29 protein-coding genes are annotated in these 19,351 nt (G+C 36.9%); 6 read left to right on the top strand and 23 right to left on the bottom strand.

Going from position 1 to position 19,351, the window contains the following annotated elements:
- Positions 1–10: 10 nt before the first annotated feature.
- The 13 genes from FGL31_RS08005 to FGL31_RS08075 all read right to left on the bottom strand — a co-directional run bounded on the left by FGL31_RS08005 (position 11) and on the right by FGL31_RS08075 (position 7,993).
- The gene (locus FGL31_RS08005) at positions 11–427 is read right to left on the bottom strand and encodes a hypothetical protein (RefSeq protein ID WP_138090414.1); all 417 of its coding nucleotides are present in this window, start codon (positions 425–427) and stop codon (positions 11–13) included.
- Positions 427–861, bottom strand: coding sequence for an LvrA C-terminal domain-related protein (locus FGL31_RS08010; protein ID WP_138090416.1), 435 nt, complete (start codon positions 859–861; stop codon positions 427–429). Before FGL31_RS08010 ends, FGL31_RS08005 begins: the two co-directional genes overlap by 1 nt.
- Positions 862–866: 5 nt before the next feature.
- A complete protein-coding gene (locus FGL31_RS08015; RefSeq protein WP_138090418.1) occupies positions 867–1,664 on the bottom strand; it encodes a hypothetical protein in 798 nt (265 codons plus the stop codon).
- Position 1,665: 1 nt separating this feature from the next.
- Positions 1,666–2,064, bottom strand: a complete 399-nt coding sequence (locus FGL31_RS08020) for an ASCH domain-containing protein (protein WP_138090420.1) — start codon at positions 2,062–2,064, stop codon at positions 1,666–1,668.
- Entirely contained in the window at positions 2,061–2,447 is a 387-nt protein-coding gene (locus tag FGL31_RS08025) for a hypothetical protein (RefSeq protein WP_232046396.1), read from the bottom strand. Before FGL31_RS08025 ends, FGL31_RS08020 begins: the two co-directional genes overlap by 4 nt.
- Positions 2,448–2,537: 90 nt before the next feature.
- Positions 2,538–2,849 carry a hypothetical protein gene (locus FGL31_RS08035; protein WP_138090426.1) on the bottom strand — a complete coding sequence of 104 codons (312 nt, stop codon included), beginning with the start codon at positions 2,847–2,849 and terminating at the stop codon, positions 2,538–2,540.
- A gap of 52 nt (positions 2,850–2,901) precedes the next feature.
- The gene (locus FGL31_RS08040; protein ID WP_138090428.1) at positions 2,902–3,552 is read right to left on the bottom strand and encodes a DUF3164 family protein; all 651 of its coding nucleotides are present in this window, start codon (positions 3,550–3,552) and stop codon (positions 2,902–2,904) included.
- A 150-nt stretch (positions 3,553–3,702) separates the two neighbouring features.
- Positions 3,703–4,047, bottom strand: coding sequence for a hypothetical protein (locus FGL31_RS08050; RefSeq protein ID WP_138090432.1), 345 nt, complete (start codon positions 4,045–4,047; stop codon positions 3,703–3,705).
- The gene (locus FGL31_RS08055; RefSeq protein ID WP_138090434.1) at positions 4,028–4,348 is read right to left on the bottom strand and encodes a helix-turn-helix domain-containing protein; all 321 of its coding nucleotides are present in this window, start codon (positions 4,346–4,348) and stop codon (positions 4,028–4,030) included. Before FGL31_RS08055 ends, FGL31_RS08050 begins: the two co-directional genes overlap by 20 nt.
- Positions 4,335–4,745, bottom strand: coding sequence for a hypothetical protein (locus FGL31_RS08060; protein WP_138090436.1), 411 nt, complete (start codon positions 4,743–4,745; stop codon positions 4,335–4,337). Before FGL31_RS08060 ends, FGL31_RS08055 begins: the two co-directional genes overlap by 14 nt.
- Positions 4,745–5,599, bottom strand: a complete 855-nt coding sequence (locus FGL31_RS08065; protein WP_138090438.1) for an AAA family ATPase — start codon at positions 5,597–5,599, stop codon at positions 4,745–4,747. The genes FGL31_RS08060 and FGL31_RS08065 overlap by 1 nt, the downstream gene beginning before the upstream one ends.
- Before the next feature lie 60 nt (positions 5,600–5,659).
- Complete coding sequence (locus FGL31_RS08070; RefSeq protein WP_138090440.1) at positions 5,660–7,741, bottom strand: hypothetical protein; 2,082 nt, start codon at positions 7,739–7,741, stop codon at positions 5,660–5,662.
- A 6-nt stretch (positions 7,742–7,747) separates the two neighbouring features.
- Positions 7,748–7,993 (bottom strand): hypothetical protein, encoded by a 246-nt coding sequence (locus FGL31_RS08075; RefSeq protein ID WP_138090442.1) that lies wholly within the window; start codon positions 7,991–7,993, stop codon positions 7,748–7,750.
- 84 nt (positions 7,994–8,077) lie between these two features.
- Between FGL31_RS08075 and FGL31_RS08080 the strand changes: the two genes are divergently transcribed.
- Both FGL31_RS08080 and FGL31_RS08085 read left to right on the top strand, forming a co-directional pair.
- Positions 8,078–8,653, top strand: coding sequence for a hypothetical protein (locus FGL31_RS08080; RefSeq protein ID WP_138090444.1), 576 nt, complete (start codon positions 8,078–8,080; stop codon positions 8,651–8,653).
- Positions 8,610–8,984 carry a S24/S26 family peptidase gene (locus FGL31_RS08085; protein WP_138090446.1) on the top strand — a complete coding sequence of 125 codons (375 nt, stop codon included), beginning with the start codon at positions 8,610–8,612 and terminating at the stop codon, positions 8,982–8,984. Before FGL31_RS08080 ends, FGL31_RS08085 begins: the two co-directional genes overlap by 44 nt.
- Positions 8,985–9,152: 168 nt before the next feature.
- On the opposite strand, the gene FGL31_RS08090 is transcribed toward FGL31_RS08085, so the two are convergent.
- The 10 genes from FGL31_RS08090 to FGL31_RS08110 form a co-directional block, all read right to left on the bottom strand.
- A complete protein-coding gene (locus FGL31_RS08090) occupies positions 9,153–9,515 on the bottom strand; it encodes an RNA polymerase sigma factor (protein WP_138090448.1) in 363 nt (120 codons plus the stop codon).
- A 175-nt stretch (positions 9,516–9,690) separates the two neighbouring features.
- Positions 9,691–10,524 (bottom strand): hypothetical protein, encoded by an 834-nt coding sequence (locus FGL31_RS08095; protein WP_138090450.1) that lies wholly within the window; start codon positions 10,522–10,524, stop codon positions 9,691–9,693.
- 17 nt (positions 10,525–10,541) lie between these two features.
- A complete protein-coding gene (locus FGL31_RS23235; protein WP_197734132.1) occupies positions 10,542–11,087 on the bottom strand; it encodes a RagB/SusD family nutrient uptake outer membrane protein in 546 nt (181 codons plus the stop codon).
- A complete protein-coding gene (locus FGL31_RS08100; RefSeq protein WP_197734133.1) occupies positions 11,035–12,240 on the bottom strand; it encodes a RagB/SusD family nutrient uptake outer membrane protein in 1,206 nt (401 codons plus the stop codon). The genes FGL31_RS23235 and FGL31_RS08100 overlap by 53 nt, the downstream gene beginning before the upstream one ends.
- A 7-nt stretch (positions 12,241–12,247) precedes the next feature.
- Positions 12,248–12,838 carry a hypothetical protein gene (locus FGL31_RS23240; protein ID WP_197734134.1) on the bottom strand — a complete coding sequence of 197 codons (591 nt, stop codon included), beginning with the start codon at positions 12,836–12,838 and terminating at the stop codon, positions 12,248–12,250.
- On the bottom strand, positions 12,798–13,592 hold the full coding sequence (locus FGL31_RS23245) for a SusC/RagA family TonB-linked outer membrane protein (RefSeq protein WP_197734135.1): 795 nt from the start codon (positions 13,590–13,592) through the stop codon (positions 12,798–12,800). The genes FGL31_RS23240 and FGL31_RS23245 overlap by 41 nt, the downstream gene beginning before the upstream one ends.
- Complete coding sequence (locus tag FGL31_RS23250; protein ID WP_197734136.1) at positions 13,495–14,448, bottom strand: SusC/RagA family TonB-linked outer membrane protein; 954 nt, start codon at positions 14,446–14,448, stop codon at positions 13,495–13,497. Before FGL31_RS23250 ends, FGL31_RS23245 begins: the two co-directional genes overlap by 98 nt.
- A complete protein-coding gene (locus FGL31_RS23255) occupies positions 14,435–15,310 on the bottom strand; it encodes a TonB-dependent receptor plug domain-containing protein (RefSeq protein ID WP_197734137.1) in 876 nt (291 codons plus the stop codon). Before FGL31_RS23255 ends, FGL31_RS23250 begins: the two co-directional genes overlap by 14 nt.
- Positions 15,256–15,738: an STN domain-containing protein gene (locus FGL31_RS23260; RefSeq protein WP_197734138.1), complete on the bottom strand. Its 483-nt coding sequence runs from the start codon at positions 15,736–15,738 to the stop codon at positions 15,256–15,258. Before FGL31_RS23260 ends, FGL31_RS23255 begins: the two co-directional genes overlap by 55 nt.
- Before the next feature lie 190 nt (positions 15,739–15,928).
- A complete protein-coding gene (locus FGL31_RS08110; RefSeq protein WP_138090452.1) occupies positions 15,929–17,101 on the bottom strand; it encodes a FecR family protein in 1,173 nt (390 codons plus the stop codon).
- A gap of 107 nt (positions 17,102–17,208) precedes the next feature.
- Between FGL31_RS08110 and FGL31_RS08115 the strand changes: the two genes are divergently transcribed.
- From FGL31_RS08115 to FGL31_RS24995, 4 genes are all read left to right on the top strand, one after another.
- Positions 17,209–17,610 (top strand): hypothetical protein, encoded by a 402-nt coding sequence (locus FGL31_RS08115; RefSeq protein WP_138090454.1) that lies wholly within the window; start codon positions 17,209–17,211, stop codon positions 17,608–17,610.
- Between the two features lie 119 nt (positions 17,611–17,729).
- Complete coding sequence (locus tag FGL31_RS08120) at positions 17,730–18,182, top strand: hypothetical protein (protein WP_138090456.1); 453 nt, start codon at positions 17,730–17,732, stop codon at positions 18,180–18,182.
- Complete coding sequence (locus FGL31_RS08125; RefSeq protein WP_138090458.1) at positions 18,179–19,078, top strand: TolC family protein; 900 nt, start codon at positions 18,179–18,181, stop codon at positions 19,076–19,078. The genes FGL31_RS08120 and FGL31_RS08125 overlap by 4 nt, the downstream gene beginning before the upstream one ends.
- 10 nt (positions 19,079–19,088) lie before the next feature.
- Positions 19,089–19,310 carry an efflux RND transporter permease subunit gene (locus FGL31_RS24995; protein ID WP_232046398.1) on the top strand — a complete coding sequence of 74 codons (222 nt, stop codon included), beginning with the start codon at positions 19,089–19,091 and terminating at the stop codon, positions 19,308–19,310.
- Positions 19,311–19,351: the final 41 nt, after the last annotated feature.

Here is a 19,351-nt window from a genome sequence, read left to right on the forward strand (position 1 = left end):
TATATAACTTTTAAATCCCTTTTAAATGCTTTAAATACATGTTTTCAAATGCAGACACCAAAGCTGGAAGCTCGTTTTCCGTATATTGGTCTAAACGCTTGCTCAGGTATCCATAATTGATGCACCAATTGTTAACCCTATTCATATCTATTTTACCACTTATTAGCTCCCAGCTCATTTCATGAGCCATAGATAATATTTTACGTCTCATCTTATTTGCTGGTGACTGAAATTGCACATGACCACTAGTTAAAGCTTTAATTACCTCTTTGGCTTCTTCAAATTGTAATTCCCGAATACTGGTAGTTCTACCATCGGTATAGCTGTAAATGATTTCTTCTTTGGTATCATCATCCAGCTTTAATCGGCTAACTAAGTAGCCGATCATTGCATTCTGTTTTTTAGTACTTGATATTTGTTTCATCATTAAACCCTTTCCGCTTTCCAGTCAACATTCCAATAACCCTTTTTAAAATAGTTTTCAGGGTCACACTTACCTCTATAGCCAGTACGCTCTAAATATTCCTCATACGGCTTTATATTGCGAATAGCCAATAGCTTTTCAGCATCCTTTAATTTCTTGAAAATAGGTTCACACCTGATCTTATTTATTTTTTTTCCATACCTATTCCAAAATGCATCAAAGCTGATATCTTCAGGTAGTTCCTCCAAGTATCCTTTAACCTTTCTTTTGTATTCTGACAATTGGCTTTCATGGATTGGAAGGAAGTCCCAAAACCAAGAAAATTGTTTTTCGGTCATTATAGCATCATTCTCCACAAGTGACAATAAACCATCTTCGTTATAGCCTAAAACCACTTGACCTTTAAAACTGTCTGATGTTAACACGAATCTTTTCATTGCATTTACCCCACTACTTTTAATTTATTGTTTGCATCTACCCCCTTACTTTTAACAGGAACTTTTTTCGATACCCCTTGCTTTTCGTTCTCCGATTCTTCAAACAGCTCCGTCTGTTGATTTTTGCCTTTTACCTTACTCTTTGGATCAAAGAAAAGTGGGTTTAGCTCCCTCGCTTTTTTCTCCCAAATTACAAATGGATCAAAGCCCCCAAAGCGATTTTTTAAGGGAGTAGCTATATACTTTGAAACGAAAATGAACATACCACCATCAAAGATGATATCACGTGCAATGGACTTTCTTGGATTGCCTGAAGGATCAGTATGGCAAATGAAAATAAACGTCTTTTTCCCTTCGTATTTCTCTTTTAAGTATAGATAATCTTCCTTCTTCCAGTTGGTGTAATCAATACTATCAATGAACACATATTCAGAGCTTCCACGCTTTTCAAGATATGCGTCTAAATCTTCCAAAAAGCTAACCCCCTGAGGTAAATTAGCTATAGGATCAATTGGGATAAACAAGCCTGAAACTTCTTCCATGTTATTGCGCATGGTCGCTGTTTGCAAGTCAAACCCATGTCGTTGCTCGTATGACCACCAAGAAGCCTTTACCCCAAAACGCTCACAAAACATCTTAGCCAATCGGATGCAAAACTCTGTCTTACCGTTACCGCTAAAACCGCCTATGACACAAGTAAAGAACTTTGGTATATTACCCAGTGTAGGTTTAAATTGAGAACCTTCTAAATCCAGTAATTTGAATGTTTTCTGATGAAACTGTTTTATTCCTAATGCTTTCATATTAATATTTAAAGTCTGTCCAATGGATTATTTTACCTGAAAAGCAATGTTCAGGACTGCTTTCAATTAGCGGTATAAACCACTTTTGGAAATCTTCAAGAGATTTAAAGCCATCATTTATGGCTATTTTTTCAATATCATTAGGATATAAGTACTTATCGCAATAATGTGTATCTCCGATTGAAACCTCAAATGTCCAGCGATGATTAGTCATAAAAATGTACTGCACACCTTTGACATCTACTTCATTAAAACAACTGTAAGATTTCGTCCGTACACCAGTAGCCATATGTATATGGCTGCCTGTCTTCCATCTATCCTTACTATCCTCTCGAATAGTATGAATCTTATTCCCTTTTAATATGGGTTCAACAAACTGTTGCTTAAATCCTAATATCATACGGCTACCTCCTTTGATCTTAAATAAACAACCTTAGTTTCTTTACGAATAGGCTTTACATAAGCAGCCTTAAAAGTTTCAGAACCTCTACCATCAGACACGCTTGCAGGAATGCACCAATTAGAATAGGTTTGGTAGTTTGTGACTTTTTTTTCATGTTCTACCATTTCCCAAACCACCTTGTTTTTGTCATTCAGGAAATAGAAACGGTCGCCAATTTGCAGATTGTCAGCCGTTGTTACTTCATTCTTTTTCATATTTATTCGCTTTAGTTTACTTGTCAATATCACGTCTACAGGCTGGACATGTTTTCTGATGCCATCTAGCGTCATACACCTCACCGCAATGGGGACATGTCCACCATATTTCGTGATTAAATTCAATCCCAATGTTTTCAAATCCCCAATGCTCTAGTAGAATTGGAGGTAACTGCCAAATCGTATTTGGGCTATCGATTTTATTTAAGTACATAGTTATTCCTCCAACCAATCTTTAGCGTTTATTGCGAATTTTGACGTTACAGGGGTTATCTTACTTGCTATTGCAAAAACATCGGAACCACTTTTGATAAATTCCTTTTGCATGAAGTTTACCGCTGCTTTTCCAGCTTGCTCTATGCTACTGGCAGTAACAATACCTGTCATCGATGCAGGAGATAATTTTACATTTGGGCGTTTCGATTTGAAATTTACCCTAACTGAATAGATTCGATTTTTGACACTCATATTATTTCGCTTTATTAATGTTTGAACCCAACAGCGGTAACGATCCGCTGTACGTTCCATACTTGGGTTTATCATTCGTTTTAATGATATTCAGGATTATCACTTGTTTTGATTATAATTTTGCGAACTCCAATACAATAGGTAGCCATTCCATATCGTCTGATCTGTAAAAGAACTGAGCGTAATACTTGGTATGATCGGGAACAATTGATTCCTGAAGTAAGTCAATACCTTTACGCCAGTTCTCGTTATCAAAGTCATCTTTCATTTTGAAAAGCTTTAGGACATTATTCTTGTCCAATTGCCCTGTTTTACGTTCTAGGAGAATGCGAATGGCTTTGTTTGTTGGACTGCCTTCAGGATATTCAGCGGTTAAAAAATCCAAGATATGAGCTTCAGCCTGTGTGCTTCGTTCATCGAATCGGGTTGCATCGTGTCTCCTGAACATGATACGATAGTTACCACATGAGCTGTCTAACGTAACATTACCCTTACCGTTCGCATGCCTATCCGAATGTTCCTGAAGCATTTCATATAAAGCGCCTATAGATGCATAGGATTTACTTTTGAACTTGGAAAGCATATCGTTTAACGCTTTTGCCCCTTCAACCAATTCCTTTACCGTTTCATCTCGAAGTGTTTCATAGGCTTTTCTTTTTTCATTCTTTTCAGCGACTTCATTAGCCTGTCTTTGGGCTAAAAGTGCTGACAATTCATCTGTTGTTAATTCGCTCGCTGGCTTGCTTAAAACTGTAGTTTCCATATTTATAATCTGTGTTTTAGTGGGCTTAGCCCTTTGTTTAATAAATTCAATCCGTTTTCTATTTTTTGTTTGTTGATAGCATTCAGCTCATCATTGTATTCTCTAAGACGGCTAACCATTTCCCATCTAGCTTCTTTGTCTGCATGTGGGTTATTGCGCAACCAATCTTCTACATCCTTTATCTTGGTGTGTATGTCCTCCATATTCCTTGTCTATTTGGTTAAAAATTGAGTTGATTTGTATCCTTTCATAGTCGTATCCTTCAGGAATAACCATGTTTTGAATAAATACATAAAGTGCTAAAGCTTCCTGCTCTGAAAGGCTTAATCCCCAACCGTTCTTTGTGGAATCAATTCGTTCACACCTAGTCCTGATGCGAGCAAAAAGCTTGTAAACAAAGCCGTAAACCAAACGTTCAGCAGGGTTCATAGGAGGGTTGTTTTCCAACATCACACGAAGGATTAACCCGACAGCTTCAAGCTGATTTCTGGTCATTTTCATCTTCATAATCGCTATCCTCCACGGCTTTCACCGCCTTTAAATACATGTCCTTAAATTTTCTATTGTAGGAAAGAAGATCATTGAATACTTCCACACAATGGTTGGCAATGTTATTACGTGACCATTCGGTAAATAGAGATGCTATTTCATTGGTGCTATAGCCTTCCTCCCTTAGAATGGCAATCGTTATATAGCGAGCATACAACACGTCCGTTTTCTTTCCTTTGGTTAAAATGTCCTCGACACTATAGCCCAGCTCCTGAGCTATTAGCTTTAAAATGTTACGCCTTTTCATATTGTCCTTTAGTCATTGGGATCACAACTTCTTTATGGAAGATATCTTCCAGCACAACAGCATGAGGTTTAAAGTCTGCGTGTAATGGATCATGAACATCATCATAGAGCTTAGCCCACTGGTCTTTTGGAACTTCTTTAGTGTATTCCAAGAAACGAGCATCCCATCGTTGCCAATGGTTCAACCACCACTTCCAAAAGATGCGAGCATTCATGAATTCGGGCTTCCATTCTCCAACTTCAATGACATCCGTTAAATAATGGATTCCAGCATCTAACCACATGTCGTGATAATCTTCCTCTGAAATACCCAGCTTACGCATTACCAGCTCACGGTTCACTTGCTGGATGGTTTTAACTTTATTGATCCAGCTTGTTTTAGTGTTTGTCATTTCCATTATGCAGCTCCTTTCTTACGTTTATAAGCCAATACAAGACGTTTAACCCTTCTGATATCCCTTTCGCTATCATTTACTATTCTAATGGCTTCAAGCTCATCATTTACACCGTTCATCATGGCTATTCGCTTTAGTTCCTCATCAGTATTGTGAGGCAACTCAATGAACTTCCTGCCTATACGGCTTAATATCTCCTTAAATCCCTTCTTATTGATTGCAACACCCTTTTGTATTCTCTTTTTAAGGTGATCCGTTGCCTGAAGAACCAATCCACATTTACCCTCAGTTTCATTGTAGATTGTAATGAAGAAGTAAAGAACCTGATCACTGATCTTATCCGCTTCATCCAATATGATTAGAGGTGATTCAGCCCTCAATATGGCTTCTAGTACCACGGTCATCATTTCATAGACCGTATATCCTCCGCTATCTTTACCCATAGCCTGTAGCAATTCGCTCAAAAAGGTTTTGCGATTCAAATGCTCTTTACATTTTAGGATATACACGTTTTCATTGTTGGAAAAAATCTTTGCTGGCTCTGTCTTTCCGCTTCCTTCAGGAGCGACAATACAGAAAACCTCACTGAAACGCTTAGCGTCCATATACAGCTGGTGCATCATGCTCATACGTCTTGTATCGGTCAATACTTTCCACTCGTTGCCGTTCGTGGAAACTTGTTTCTGAATGCTTATCCACATACTATCACCTATGTTATCCCACTTTCCAGCAAGAATATTGGAGATAGTAGCATTACTTACATTCGTCAATTGCTTAGATGCAGCGTTTTGACTTCCGACTTTCTGTACAAATTGGTACAAGTCGTTTTTAATTTGTTCTTTTGTGGTTGTATTCATTTTTATTCGCTTTATTAATGTGTACACTTTGCACTCTCACGGTTGCAGCCGTGGGAGTTTTTACATTAGATTATAAATGTCAAATCCTTCATCGTTATCCTCATCTTTCTGAGGTTCAACAGATACTTTAAATTCTTCTTTTGGCATTGGTAACGCTTCTTTTTTACCGTACAGCTGTTGCAGATATCCAGCTTCAGCACCATTTTTCAAATCCTTTAAAAGGACACCAGCCTGAAGCAAGCTTTCAGGATTGATGTTTGAACCGTCTAAAGCTTTTAGCTTATCCTGAAGCACGGAGGTAAGGCGTGTTGATATTTCTTCCTTATTATCCCAATCCTGTTGTATCCGTTTTCTATCTCCTTCCTGATAATCAGCTATTGCAGATGGACGTTCGTCATATTGTCCAGCGACAAACCGCAAACCGCTACCATCCGTGATCAATACTTCATTTAGGTTAGAAGGATCATAGAATACATCTACCTTTGCACCGTTGTATTTCCATATCACTTCATTTGGAAGATCGAAACGTAATTTTTGCCCTGAAACAGTCCATTCAATACCTTTGGAAGATATCTTTAAAGGCTCACCAGCACGTTTTTTACCAACAATGGAAAGCTTTGTAGCTGTATCAATATGATTTTTACGGCTCTTATCGCTATTTCTGAATGCTTCCAGCCATTCAGATTGACGGCTGATTCCTGTTTTTGGATTAGCCTTTGTTCGCATCAAATTGATAAAGCCCTCGATGATAGTTGGCATTTCAGTTATTGAAGGATGGTTTTTGGCATTTTGTGCAACAAATTCGGGGTTTAAGCTCTCTTTAGCCTTTACGTTATAACCAGCATAATTGTTGAATGGAAGTGCTTTTAATACCTGATGCCATTCTTTACCAAATGACCGCTCTATGTATTTACCCTGAGGTACTTTGTGGGCTTGTGGCGTGAATTTGCCCCCAACTTTGCGATAAAATTCACCAAGTTCATTTTTCATTTTCACATCCAGCCCCCAGCGGTCAGTTTGCAATTGGTGTGATAGGTAGTAACCGCCAGTTAACTCGTAAATATGATTTATGGCATTTCGGAATGCTTCATAAATCAGCTCATGCGTTGAGTTATCCCCATACGCATAGCCTAATATATAATCATTGAAGGTATCAATGACAACATATAATACAGGACGGTAATAGTGGTTTTTCTTTGTAGCACCAGCGTTGTCCTTATACTCTACAGTAAAGAAAAGGTCAAGGTTGTTATCATCACTGTTTAGCAATAGCAATGGAGCTGAAGCCCGTTTACGTTTGATTTCTTTGGTATATTGGTTATACGCTGCTTTAGCACCGTCACGTGTGGCTTTTATAATATGCTCATTTTGCCTACGTATATAGCCAACAGCCCCAGCCGTAATGGTTTCTTTTCCATTGTCAACAGCATATTTATTATATGCAGCAGCTATAACAGTATCATCGTGCTTTCTTGGATCGCTTAGGAGTTTTAATAACAAAGCTTCACCTTCCTCATCCGTTTTCTTTGCGTTTGAGTTGCCGAAACGATGCTTTTCAATAAGCATTTCATATTTGTCACTTGCATCAACATAAGAGTTGAACTCCTTAAGCTTCTCCTTTAACCTTTTTGGATTGGCAGGAAGCGCAATCTTTTCTTTTACTACCAATTCACCTACAACATCCCAAAACTCCATTACAGATATATTTAAAGCTTGTTTTAAAGCCCTTTTATCTGTTGTGAATTTACCCAGCATATTAAGCCAGTTAACAGCTTTAGTATATCGGTCAACATAGTTTATTTGTGCTTTACCCATAGCATCTAAATCACTTGCAGGTAACTTAGTGCCATTAGGAAGAACATAATCAGTGTAGAATTTTTGCGCTTGGTAATCCCAATCTATTAAGTCTAATATTGGCTGTTTGGCTAAATAATCATAGGGATTGCCATAATGTTTTACTATGGCTTCTTTTCGGTTTGGTTTCAGGGATTCAAATTCAATAAACACTTTGCGACCATTACCACCAATACCGTGAACAACGATATTATTACGTTTCTTGTCGGATTTATATATTTCTATACCGAACAAGCTAACGTATTCGTCATATGTCAAACACAGGATATTATTGTTAATGTATTGCATAATTGATTACTTGGTAGATTGGACTACCTTTTGAACTTCTTTCACTCCCATATCAACAGCTTGTATTAAAAGCTGATCTACTAAAACCACCTGCTGGCAGGTCTTACCCCTGCCACTTTTCCCTATTACTCCAGTGCGAACCTTTTTAACTGTCGATTCCGAACACCCCACTATACGTGCAGTGACAACCGCTGGAATAATGATTCCATCCGAAATCGCAGAAAATTGGCACAACTCGTTTTTGTTTTTCATATATTCGCTTTATTAATGTTCCTTTGCGTTCACAATTATACAGACAATATTCTGTATAAACAAAAATAATTGAGACTTTTTTCTGTGGAAAATAAAACTGTAAATAGAATCAAACATTACCTTGATAGTAAGTCAATCAGCTTAAATGCATTTGATAAGGCTATTGGTGTGGGTAATGGCTATTTCGGTAAACAAATAAAGAGACAGGCTTCTGTAGGAAGCGATATATTAGAGAAAATTGTCTGTGTTTACCCTGATATTAATCCTGTATGGTTGCTAACAGGAGAGGGGCAAATGTTACTCAGCCCTGAAGCTGATGGAACAAAAATTGTAAATACCCCTAATGCTCGCAATCAAAATACTATACTTTCAAATGAAAATATTACAAGTATTGCCCCCCCAACTAACGATAAAAACGCCCCCCCAAATGCCCCTGCAACTACTACTTTAGGACTACCAAAGGTTATAACAGTAGCCGAAAATGATAGAGAGGTTATAAGCTTAGTTAGTGCCAAATCTGCTGCTGGTTATCTAAATGGTTATGCTGATCCTGAATACATAGAACAGCTACCAACGCTTAGGATTCCAAACATTGGACATGGTACATTTAGGGCTTTTGAGATTAAAGGACAATCAATGTCACCCCACACTTCACAATAGCAGTCTTGGTATAGGTCAATGGATAGAAAGCTTTGAAGATATCCGTGACAGGCGTATTTACACGATTGTAACGAGGTCTGAAGGAATTGTGACCAAACGTGTTTTAAATAGGATTGACGATACAGGAAGGCTTATTTTGATAAGTGACAACCAAAATAAACGTGAATATCCTAACATCCTTCTTGATCCTGAAGAAGTATTGGAAATGTGGTATCTGAGAGCTAACCTAGCGTTTGAGTTCCCTGAACCTGATGCCATTTATAATAGGGTGAATGACCTAGAAGCAAAGGTCACTGTAATAATGGATCAGCTTCAACACCGTTTAAAATAGAAGCGGATTTGAACGGTTATCGAACTTATTTTAATAACCATTTAAAAACGCTTTAAAAAAATTATAGTAAAATTGCACTAAATTATAGAGGATTGCACAAGTGGTTTTTTATCCTCTTTGACTAAAAACCGCCCTAACACTATCAAAAAACACATTTTTTGCACTTTTTTATATTATTGAATTGGTACAAGTGGTTTTACCCCCCTTAATATTTTCATCATTTGACTCTAAATCAGATAATAATTCCTCATTATGTTGAAAACGCACTCTACTAGATTTCAAATGGTCCAAACATAAATTTCTTACAACAAGATAAAGAAATGATTTAATGCTTTCTGAGGCTTGGAAATTTTCTTTTTTCTCCCAAAGTTTAACAAATGCGTCCGAAACCATTTCTCGTGCAATATCCTGGTTTTTAATGATTTTATAGGCATAGAAGTGCAGAGCATGGCTGTATTGATCCATGAAGAAACATAAAGCTGATTCTTTACCTTCTTGTAAACTGATGACTTCCCTGTCAAAATCCATCATGTGAGTGCCTAATAGGTTATAAAAATGGTTAACATAAATTTAATGTTAATTAGACAAATAAAGAAAGATTTTATGCATTTTTTGACCATAAAATTGATTAAACGTAAAAAGTCAGAGATTACTCCCTGACTTTCTGTTTTTAATATTAATCCGTATTCTCCTTATGGAAATAGAATTATTTTGCTTTAAAATTCCAAAACCATGCAGTACCCCAAGCGCCAACACCAGGTTCAGGATAACTTAATACAATTTCATTATCATTTATAATTAAAATATCGTATTCATAGACCGGAGCCCCACCTTCATTTGGAGACTTTCCACAGAGTACGGTAACTCCTTTTGTTGTAAGTTTACCTTTTGCCCAAACGGTTCCATTTTCCAAAGTGATCTTTTTGGTCATATCAAACGAGAAGCTGCCAGTTTCAGTCTTTCCATCAGACATGACTTTGCTGAGTTTTGCTCCTCGAAGTGAAAATATCATTTTTGCTCCTGTTCCTTCTCCTGGAGCTTGACCATTAATATCAGACTCTTTTAATGTCCACCATGCTGGACCATCGTTTCCCATATAACCGCCATTTCCCCACACTGCTGGTTTGGTAGTGTCCCAAACCCACTCTTTATCTTTACCGCCTGTTAGCATTCCCCATTCCAATGGAACAGGAAAGGTCAATTCATCAACATTCACCATTAAGGATTTATTGATTTTTGTGCCATCGGCATTTAAACCAGTGAAAATAATCTCATTTTCCCCTTTGGCAACTAATAGGACTGTATCTGTCTTCTTTTGTGTCAATCCAGTACCATAATCCCATGTTGAAAGAACTGGACTATTGTTGTTTACTATCACTTTATTGCTATTTTTCCCATTGACTACAAGTAGGGTAGCAGAGATATCCAATTGATCAGCAGTAATCGCTGACCCTAATTCCATCCGGTCTTCAATCGGTTCACAAGATTGTAGAATAAGAATGGATATGGAAAATATGATGATATAAATTAAATTTCTCATAAATGTTATTTTTAAAATTACCAACCTGGAAATTCATTGCTAGGGTCACCCCAACCTTTATTTTGGATCAAAACCCCTTCAGACAAAGCTATTTGAGAACTCGGAATTGGCCAAAAACCTCCTGTAGCATCAAATCTAGCTTTGTAACCACCACCAAAACCTCTCATTTTGGTGTCAATTCCTTTGTTTTTAATGTCTACACCTTCTTGATTAGCTAAGGCTGCCCCAGCATCTTGCCATCTCATTAAGTCAAAATAGCGCAATCCTTCAAACGCCAATTCCCAACGACGCTCCTTTTTTAAAGCTGCCAAAGAATAACTGATAGCAGGTAGCTTTGCCCTTGCTCGAACTCTATTAAGATTGGTTGCGGTTTCACTTAATTCTGAATGCATCAATAAAACATCAGCAAAACGAATTAATACTAAATCTTGAGTATGTCCGAGTTGCATATCAGCTTGTGCTGCATTTGCTAGGATGGCATAGGATGGTAATAATGCTTTTGTTTCTGGATCATAAGCTGTAATGGAAATGTACTTCTTCTGCCAAAAACCCGTTTCTTCCATTTGGTTGTCTGCACCAAAAAATATAAGATTCTACATCCGTAGCAACGTTTATAATAGAGCCAGTCCTTCGTATATCATTCGGCTCGGCCTGTCTCCATTCATTCCATAAATTAGTATTAACTGGACCAGCACCCCAGCCTTGGCCAAATGGAAATGTTCCAGCTAAACCATTGTTTGACCTTAATCCAAAATGTAAATTATACTGATTGGTGTAACCCAACATATAGGTATCACCCCAATCGGCAAGCGTACCAAATTTCACAGCAAACACTGCTTCTTTATTTCCCTCACCTTCGTAATTCAGGTTGTTGTCCTTAGCATATTTATAGTCAGCCTTGGTGAATTCATTCGAATATGGCCAAAGGTTTCGAAAGTCACTAGCTAAATCGTGACCGCTGTTTTTTATGCAATCGTCCAACCATTGAACTACTTGTGCTTTCGACACTGTTCCTCCAGAAGCTAAAGGGAGATCTGCTTTTTTATAATACCCGGTATAGAATAAAAACACCCTAGCCATCAATGCTTCAGCAGCCCATTTAGTTGCGTGACCAGATGCGACTGTACTATATGGGGTGGATGGCATTAAAGAAATAGCATTTTTTAAATCTTCTGCTATTTGGGCGTAGGTTTCATCTGCAGGGTTTTTTGGGATATTTGTGACCTCAGTACTTAAAACCAACGGTACTTCACCAAACATTTGAGATAATTCAAAATAGTATAATGCTCTTAAGAAATACACTTCACCCAAAACTTGGTTCTTTTGAGCTTCATTTGTCCAACCTTGAACTTGGTCTAATGTTTCAATTGCAGTATTTGCTCTGAAAATCCCTTGATAGCGGGCAGTCCAAAATGTTAAAAACCTATCCGGTTGAGTGTTCATTAAATGATCTAATCCTTGCATATCCTTATCATTTTCACCACCACCTCCAAAACGATCATCAGAAGCTAATTCAGCCATATAAAAATGGGTGTTCTGCACGTTGGATATGGCTGCGCTCAAACTGGAATAAATGCCTGTAAGCATAGAATTTGCATCCGCAACATTTACCGGGAAATTCCCCGTATTCTTCTTGTCGAAACTTTCGGTGTCTAGAAACTTTTCACATGAACTAAACAATCCTACAGTTATTAATAATATTATCGCCTTTTTCATGAGTCAATTAAAATTTAAGATTTAAACCAAACATTACAGTTCTAGGTTGTGGGTAAAACCCTAGGTCAATTCCTGTAACCCAACTTTTGTCATATCCATATCCAATCTCAGGATCCATACCGCTATAGTTCGTTATAGTGAAAAGATTCTGAACAGTACCATACACACGGATTTGACTGAAAGGAGATTTTGCCCATAATCTTGAAAAATCATAACCTAAAGTTATATTCTGGATTTTCACGAAATCAGCATCTTCAATATAGATGTCAGAAATATATTGGTTGTTTGTATGACTACCACTTGTTATTCTTGGGATCTTATTGGAAGTCCCTTCACCATGCCAACGCTCAAAAATATCTGTGGTATAATTTTGAAGTGGACTATCCGCAAAGGAACGATAAGATTTGGCAATTTGGTGTCCAAAAGAACCATGTGCTGTTATACCAAGATCCACGCCTTTATAGCCAAAGGTAAGATTAAATCCACCGCTAAAGTCAGGGTGAGGATTACCGATCATTACTTTGTCGGCATCCGTAATTGCGCCATCCTCATTGGTGTCAACAAAGGCAACATCTCCAGGCTGAGCATTGGCCAACACCCCTTTGCCGTCTGCTCGCCAAGCATTGATTTGTTCCTGGTTTTGAAAAAATGCCATCTGTCTTGAATCCGTAAAAATAACCAATCGGGAAACCTACCTGTGCTCTATACATTTCCTTAGTTCCTTGACTCAATACATTCTCCTCACCATGGATAATGCCTTCTGCATTTGCAATTCTTACAACTTCATTTTTGTTATAAGCACCATTTATCCCTATTCCATAACTGAATTCGCCACGGGTATCATTCCAGTTCAACCCTAATTCATAACCCTTGTTCTCAATATCACCGCCATTAATAAAAGGTGCTGACGTTCCATAAATTGCCAATACTGGAGCCTGAACCAACCAATTAAACGTTGATTTCTTGTACCAATCGAAAACTACTGATAATTTATTGTTAATGAATCTTGAGTCAAATCCAATATTTAATTGTTCAGATGTTTCCCACGTTACATCAGGGTTTGCCAAAATATCAGGATATGCACCTCTAAGAAGTGTATTCATGTTGTTTCCAAAATAATATCCATTTTTATTATTGATGGCAATAGTTGCTAAATATTGAAATGGATTTATAGAAGCATTACCATTTTGTCCCCAACTTGCTCTCAATTTCAAGAAATTCAAATTGTCATTTCCTTTAAGAAATTCTTCGTTGCTAACAACCCATCCTACTGATGCAGAAGGGAAATATCCCCAACGATTTCCTCGAGCAAAGTTTGAAGATCCATCCGCTCTCAACGTAAATGTTGCCATGTAAGTCTCTTTTGTAATTGTAATTTACACGACCAAATACTGACGAAATGGCAAATACTGGCCAATGAACTCCATTCACCGTAGGTATAAATCCATCATATCCTTGACCATTGCTAACCCAAGCTTTATCCCATTGCCCAGGGAAAGATGAATTAGAAGTAACAACACTCAAGTCTTCACCTAATCCGCTTTTTTCCATAGATTGCCCAACTACTACATCAAACTGATGGTCCGTTGCAGGTTCGAAACCATAACTTAATGTGTTCTCCAATACCCAATTATATCCAACAGATTGATTCTGGTTAATATCATCTATTGGATTTGCTGTCGTGGTAGATAAGTTATAAACTCCAGTATATTGTCTGTAAGTAGAAGCACTCATCCTATATCCAAAGCTTGATTTGAAGATCAATCCCATTATTGGCTGCACTTCTAAATAAGCATTGGCAAATAAGTTGTGACTTTTAGCCATATTTTGACCACGGCGGAATACCATTTCTGCCATTGGATTAGAAGTTGCTCCATCAAAAGCCCATTGATCTGCAACTTTGCTAGGTTGATCATAGTATTCACCAAATTCATTATATGCAGGTAGGAGAGGATTCCCAACCATCATATTATGAACATCATTCCAATAAATATTTCCAATACCAATCCCAGATCGATTGTTATAACCATAACTAATGTTTTCACCAAATTTGATGATATTGAATTCATCATTCTTTAGCAGAACATGATCTGAGTTTAATCGAACAGTATGTCTTTGGAAATCAGGCTGAACAGGTTTTCCAATAATACCTTCGCGATTGGTAATACTGTAACCCATAGAAAATTTTGACTGTTCATTTCCTCCCATAAGGTTTTAGAGAAGTATTCTGTAGGATAGCATTGTCATTATGAATCTCTTTAATCCAATTAGTACCGTTCCAAGTTCCATCTTGTATTTGCTGATATTGTTTTGGAATTAATGTCGCCCAATCATAAGGGTCAGATCCTTCATTGAATCTTCGTTCATCTTGTATGGTCATATATTCCTTAGCGTTCAACAAAGAAGGGAGTTTGTATGCGTTTTGAAAACCTAGGTAATTATCAATATGTAGAGATAATTTTCCATCTTTTCCTTGTTTTGTTGTTACTAATACAACCCCATTGGCAGCTCTAGAACCATAAATGGCTGCAGATGCAGCGTCTTTTAAGACGTCAACACGCTCAATGTCCGATGGATTCAACATATTGATGTCACCACCTGGAACTCCGTCGATTACATAAAGAGGACTAGAATTCCCAATGGTTCCAAGTCCACGAATGGTAACTTTAAAGCTCTCCCCAGGCATCCCTGAGCTTTGCGTGATTTGGACTCCGGGAGATTGACTTTGCAATGCCTCCAAAATATTTGGAGTACTCAATTTTTCTAAATCTTCACCCTTTACCTCGATGGTTGCACCAGTGGTAAGTTTCTTCTTTTGAGTACCATATCCCACAACAACAATCTCATCTAGGTCGCCTAAACTTTCTTGAAGTACAATATTTAGGTTTTGTTGATTACCTACGGTTACTTCGGATTTTAAATAACCTATATAAGTCACAGAAACCACAGGATTACTGCCGCTAACCTCCAAGGAGAAGTTTCCGTTTGCATCAGTAGTAGTACCGTTATTTGTTCCTACAATAAAAAACTGATGCCCCTTGGATAGGAACTCCGTTTGAATCTTTGACATTTCCTGTCACTGTCCGTTGTTGATTTGAAGAATTTCTCAACCCCTGTAGGTCGTGTGTTTTTTTCTGTTGATTTCCGTAAGATTATTGTGCCATCCACAATTTCCCAGGAGATAGGCTTGTCCTCAAAAATATTTGATAGAGCTTCACTGAGTTCTTCATTTTTGATGTCTGCATTGATCTTGGTATTTGCAATGTCTTTCCCGTTCAGTAGAAATGGGATTCCACTTTGTTTCTGAATGGATTGCATTACCTGAATTAATGGAGAGTTATTGGCCTTAATGCTTACATGCTGTGCATAACTGCTTGCATAAACATTCACAATACTCAGAACAGTTAATAAAAAGGTTAATTTCATGGTCAATACCCAGTATTTTAATTTAGGTATGGCAGACCTGCTGCCATAATCAATTTGTTGTATAAAAATCATATTTTTGTACAATTAGGATTATTAATGATTAAGGGTTTATTATCAGTTTACTTTTTTTCAATAGGATCCTCATATTTGCCGAACTTGGTGGTGAGAGACCTCGTTCGGTTTTTTTTATGTCAATCCTTAAGCTGGTAGAATTTTTGTTTTTCGAGTCATAATTTAGTTTTATTATTGGATTACTATTAGTTTATTTGTTTTTCCTGTTTATATTAATTTGAATTTTTACGCCACTTTTTTCTATCATCCTCAAAACCTCTGAAAGATTCTTCTCTCTACCGATTTCCCCATAAAAATAAGTGGGCTCTATATGGCCTTGATAACTAACTTCGATGTCATACCAACGGCTCAATCCTTTCATGACATCTCTTAATTCCGTTTCATAGAATAAAAACTTATTTTCCTTCCATGCTATATAGCTAGAGACATCCACATCTTTTTTAACAAGCTTTCCAGCATGGTTAATAGATTGCTGATTAGGCTTCAAACTTATTTTAGATGATCCAACATGCACATTAATCGAGCCTTCTACCAATGTTGATACTTCATGATCATCTTCCGGGTATGCAGAAATATTGAATTGTGTTCCTGTCACCTCGATAGTTTGCATGGAACTCTCTACTTCAAAAGGTAATCTTTTATTATCCATTGAGATTTTTGATACCTGAAAATATCCCTCACCTTCCAGTTTCACCTTCCTACTTTCTTTTTTAAAGGCTAATGGATATTCCAGTTTTGACAAGGAGTTTAGCCATACTCTACTTCCGTCAGGTAAAGTAACCTGGTATTTGCCTCCTTTGGGAACTTGAATAGTAGCAGTCATATTAGTCAAATCTTCGTTCTCTAAACTCAAGACATGAGTGCCATCGGAATATTCAAGATTATTGTCGATTACTATTCCATCCTTATCGCTTCTTAAGGTCAGTTTTTTTCCATTCGATAAAATGAGTTCTGCTTTGTTCGTCCCAGGATTTATGTCAGAAAGTTCGATGTCAATTTCTTCAACATTAGTTTGTTGAAATCTTTTTATTCCTAAAAATAACCCAAACAAAAGCATGGCAGCAGCAGCATAGTAAATCCATTTAAATGACTTTGGCTTTTCGTCTGAATCATTCTTTTTGTGAATTCTAACTAGTGTGTCTTTTTTCAAATCATCCAACCACTGGTTTTCATTTTTCTGCTTAAGATCAATCCATAGAAATGCATCTTCAAAGACTTCATCTTCTGAAAGAACGCTCTTAAAAAATTCCGCATGTTCAGGTTTCTCTTTGATCCAGTTATTCAATTGAATACTTTCTTCGGAACTGATGTTACCTTCAATATATTTTTTTATTAATTCAGCTACTTCTTTTGAAGATTTCATTTTTGTTTATAATGGTTGTTGATACCTAAAACGAATGATTGGATAAAACCTTAGTAACTTTTTTAAAAAAATTTTTATTTCTTAACAATAGCTATAACTTTGTTAATATGTTTAACAAAACAATCAGGTTCAATCAACAATTTCCTCAATTCTTGAGGATTATGGGGATTTTATTGCTGTTTGTTTTGACCTCATGTCCCATTAAGGCTTCAATTAAACATAATCTGTATGAAATTAGTAATACTGAAAATCGAAGCAATAAAGTTGCTAAAGGTGATTTTCAGTATGCTCGCGAAACAATTGATTGTAATGCTGTCGATCAGCAAATTACTAGTCAGGATTTCGTGGTTAAGGAATTTCAATTTCAGCCAGCTATATTATCATTAATTAGCCTAACACTAATTCTATTTAATTTCCTGCAAAGGAAAGATGAAAAACAGGTTGATCGGATCCCACCCGGTTATTCTTGCAACAACTTATTCCTTCAATTTAGTAGATTGAATTTATAGTAGTTTCTACCAATAGGATTGCATCAATTATGATGTGTCATTTTAAGGATATTCGTACCGATATCCTATCGGTTTTTACCTTTTCAGGTATTTAACATTTCAAAATTTAAATTTTTAATATGGTTTTTAGATTGAAAATCCTATTGATTGTAGTTGGTATGTGCATTTCCATAAATAGCTATGCCCAACACCTTCAGGATCTATGGGAAAAAACTAAAGAATATTATAGCGGATTTGATGTTCAAAAGCAACAGATCCTTTTGGCAAAACAAGATAGTATTGCCCAACAAATTAAATATAAACCACAGGTTCAAGCTCAGTTCCAACAAAGCTTGAGCTCGCTAAATGGTGCTTCAGGTTCTTTTATGCCACTGCCTGGCATTTTAAATATGTCAGGTCCCAATGATCCTATAGGTGGTTCTTCAACTTTTAACCATTTTATTTCCGGAACCTTAAATTGGGATCTAGTGAATTTTGGTAGAAAAGGATTGGATAAGGATATCTCAAGTTCAAAATTGAATATTCAAAACTTCAAGAACAAAACTTTATATACCATATCCAGCAAAGATTGACCCAGCGATATATTGAGTTTATATACTTAAATGTACTCAATGAATGGTTTGAAAAACATGCTGAAAGATACACGTCTATTTTAGAGATAACTAAAGGATTGGCAGAAGCAGGAATTGTACCAGGTGCTGATACCTTATTAGCAAGTTCTTCTTTGAAAAATGTAGAAAGCAATTTGTTGCAAATCAAAGGAAAAGTCGCGGGCTCAAGGGAACTCTTAAAAGAATTTACCAAGGATTTCAATCCAGCTGACACGAAGATCACTCCATTTTTGGAGGTTATTGATACCAAGACTGTAGTTCAACAAGAGCATCCATTATTCTTGATGAAAAGGAATGAAGCAGAATCATTGCAGCTAATGGAGAAGAAGAATCAAAGAGACCATTTCCCAAGAGTAATGCTTTTAGGAGGATTAACAAATCGAAGTTCGGGAATAACATCCGATGGTTATGTAAATCCTAATTATTCGGCACTTTACAATGATTTTGCTAACAATTATTTTGTAGGGGTTGGGGTTACTTGGAATTTACAGGACTTGTTCAACTCTAGGTCTCAAAGGAGTTCGTTAGGTCTGTTGAGACAGAATAACGAATATGAGCAAGAGGTTATTCAAAACGAAATCCATAGTCATATTGCACAACTTGAAGCAGAAATAATTGCAGCAGATGCTGGAATCAAGGAATCTAACCTGAGTAGGACTAAAGCTGAAGAAGCATATCTATTATATAAAGCTAGGTATGAGGGTGGATTGATCAATCTGTCAGATTTATTGCAGGTACAGGAGATTCTTCTTCAAACGGAAAGACAAAATTTAATGGCCTATTTAAATTATTGGAATCTGATGATCAGCAAAAGCTATCAACAAGCAGATTTCAGCCAATTATTCGCTCATTTTTAAGAAAAAAACTATGAATTTAATACGTTTTGCTTTAAGGAGACCGATAGCCATTATTATGGTCATTTTTGCGATTGCTTACTTCTCATGGCCGGTCATCAAAAAGATTAAAGTAGATATATTTCCCGAAATAGAATCCCCGGCCATGTATATAGCTATGCCCTATGGAGGTTTGTCACCTGCGTATATGGATGGTTTTATGGCTAATGAATTTCAAAAGTATTGGTATTTGTAAATGGTGTTAAGGAGATTGATTTTAAGAGTGTCCAGGGACTC

The organism is Sphingobacterium daejeonense (assembly GCF_901472535.1).
In the GTDB taxonomy this organism is placed as follows: domain Bacteria; phylum Bacteroidota; class Bacteroidia; order Sphingobacteriales; family Sphingobacteriaceae; genus Sphingobacterium; species Sphingobacterium daejeonense.